1 protein-coding gene is annotated in these 785 nt (G+C 69.3%); it reads right to left on the bottom strand.

The annotated features are described in order from the left end of the window. The coding region (locus tag IEY86_RS35975; protein ID WP_229699092.1) for a condensation domain-containing protein at positions 1–785 on the bottom strand (785 nt) is incomplete at both ends.

Genomic DNA, 785 nt, shown 5'->3' with positions numbered 1-785 from the left:
ACACCCGCACGACGAGCCTGCTCCCGAACCGCCCCGGCCAAGGCAGCATCCACCTCGACGCGCGCCTCCGCGATACCGGTGCCGTCACCGCGGACATCCAAAATCCCGTACGGCGCGGTCGGCTCGTCGACATCACCCAGCAGACCGGTGAAGAACTCCTCATGCTCCGCCCGACTGGTGCCCAGCACCGCCTGAGCCACCACGTTCCGATACGGCACCGCCTCCGGCAAGGCGTCACCGCGGCCGGCGAGGTGGGCATCCACTTCGGAGACCAGCGCTCCGACGGACGTGTTGTCGTCGATGATGTGGTGCATCAGCACCAGCAGCAGCCACCGCTCGTTCGGCTCGTCATATCCGGTCACCACGCGCAGCAGCGGCGCCGCGCCCAGGTCCATCCGGTACCGGCGCGGGTTGTAGCGTTCCAGCAGGTGGGCAGCCGCGTCCCCGGAACCGTCGAGGGTCACCTCCTGGACCGGCAGCTCGGTCCGCCGCCAGACCACCTGCACGGGCTGCGGAAGTCCTTCCCAGACAACGCTGGTCCGCAGGATGTCGTGCCGGTCCACCACCGCCTGAAGCGCGGCCACAAACCGGTCCACCTCGTCCCGGGTGCTGATCGGCAGGACGTAGGACACCAGGTACGGGTCCGCCTCGCCACCCATCAGGTGGTGGAAGAAGATCCCCTCCTGCAGCGGGGCGAGCGGGTAGATGTCCTGCACATTCCCGGCCCCGCCCGGCACCGAGGCGACCACCCGCGCGATCTGCTCCTCGGTCAGATCCACCAGCGG

It is taken from the genome of Wenjunlia tyrosinilytica (assembly GCF_014646055.1).
Classification (GTDB): domain Bacteria; phylum Actinomycetota; class Actinomycetes; order Streptomycetales; family Streptomycetaceae; genus Wenjunlia; species Wenjunlia tyrosinilytica.
This window is presented reverse-complemented; position numbering and strand designations above follow the sequence as displayed.